Source organism: Polaromonas sp. P1_E3 (genome assembly GCF_056405935.1).
On the sequence record NZ_JBFUBD010000583.1, the window covers coordinates 1 to 1352 of the forward strand.

General features: G+C 52.7%; 1 protein-coding gene and 1 pseudogene. One reads left to right on the forward strand and one right to left on the reverse strand.

Annotation, left to right across the window (positions count from 1 at the left end; genetic code table 11):
• Positions 1-199: 199 nt before the first annotated feature.
• The gene (locus tag AC1D0Z_RS21895) at positions 200-406 is read right to left on the reverse strand and encodes a DUF3606 domain-containing protein (RefSeq protein WP_477660256.1); all 207 of its coding nucleotides are present in this window, start codon (positions 404-406) and stop codon (positions 200-202) included.
• A gap of 479 nt (positions 407-885) precedes the next feature.
• Between AC1D0Z_RS21895 and AC1D0Z_RS21900 the strand changes: the two are divergent.
• Positions 886-1352 (forward strand): annotated as a pseudogene (locus AC1D0Z_RS21900) (hypothetical protein); the annotation flags it as partial.

A 1352-nucleotide genomic window follows, 5' to 3' on the forward strand; every position in this document is an offset into this window, starting at 1 on the left:
CAGCAGGCCGGGTTTGACCATCATGTGGTGAAACCGGCGAACATCGAGTCGCTCCTTGCTCTCGTGAGCCAGCCACGCGAAATACAGAGGAATAATCAATAGCCAGGAGTGATCAATCAACTGGAGGCAGGAGAGCGGCCGTGGTCGTTCCATCCCGTGAAAAGTCACCTGCCTCGTGCCCCATTTTCCCCGCTGAACCTCAGGCACACGCCAGATTGCCATCCCCGCGTTGGTGTTTGGTCTTCAAATACTGGCGCACAGCGTCAATCTCCGGGCCTGCAACGGCAATGGCCAAACGCAACTCCTGTTCGCTGCAGCGTAGCTGACGCGTCCAGTAGTTGAGTTCATAGCCATCAGAAGCATTGATTCGCTGGCGGTCATTTCTCTTGAGCTGGGCCTCTTGCATGGTTTTTCTCCACATGAGGCAAAGTTAATACGATGTCAAAACATTTTTTGTAGGACTGCGCCTTGTGTGTTACCAAGCTTTTCAATCCCTGCTTTGTCTTGCATTAGAAGGAGGGCCACGGGCGTGTCTCCAAAAAGCTCTGTAACCGCCAGCCCTGCGGTCGTAACCTTTCGCACCTGCCCGCTCAAAATGTCCACTCCTTGCCTGGCGCGTATGTCGTCCGGTAGCACAATGAATGTTTCCGTGGAAGTCGCAGGCAGCTGCGCAGCCAGCCGTGCTGTGCGCAGCAATACTGCCGTGATGACGGTAACCGTTTACCTAATCAAAGTTGGAACGGTATAGGTCTGGCGCGGCAGCGCCCTCACTAGGGAGGTTTCTGAGGCGAAAACACTTCAACGATCCCGTTTGCAACCAAAGTTGACAACACTTGACTTACCCAACCAAAGTTGTACCTTTATAGCCCACTTATTTTGTGCGCTATGACCAAACGTCGCCGAATTCGGGCGAAAGAGCGCCTGACTTCTACGGCTCGCAGCGAGCTGGATACTGACTCGTGGCCAAGTTTTGACTTTGGTGCTCTCACGGACGAAAGACGAGAGCTCTTTTTAAAGCGTAAACAGGCCATTCTTCTCTATCTCGATGGCGCCAATGAGAAAGACATCAGAGAGAAAACGGGCTTGGGGTGCAGCCAAGTCTACAAGCTGATTACCAACCGGTGTCTGGTAGTTCACAAAGATGGGCTGCTCTACGGATGGAGGGGTGCGAACCCGCATCAACGTATCAAGGAATACACCCGGACAAAAGAAATCAAACCCGACCCCTGGGGAAGAGGTACTGTCGGCGCGCTACAGATACTCTTTTCGACCCCCGAGGGTGGCAAGTTAAAAACCCGTTTCATCAAGAAAATTCTCAAGAAGGATATCCGTAAGCTCGAAAACCACAGGAC

Excerpts from the sequence above, each read along its gene's own strand:
- AC1D0Z_RS21895 (WP_477660256.1), bottom strand. The coding sequence starts at position 406 with ATGCAAGAGGCCCAGCTCAAGAGAAATGACCGCCAGCGAATCAATGCT.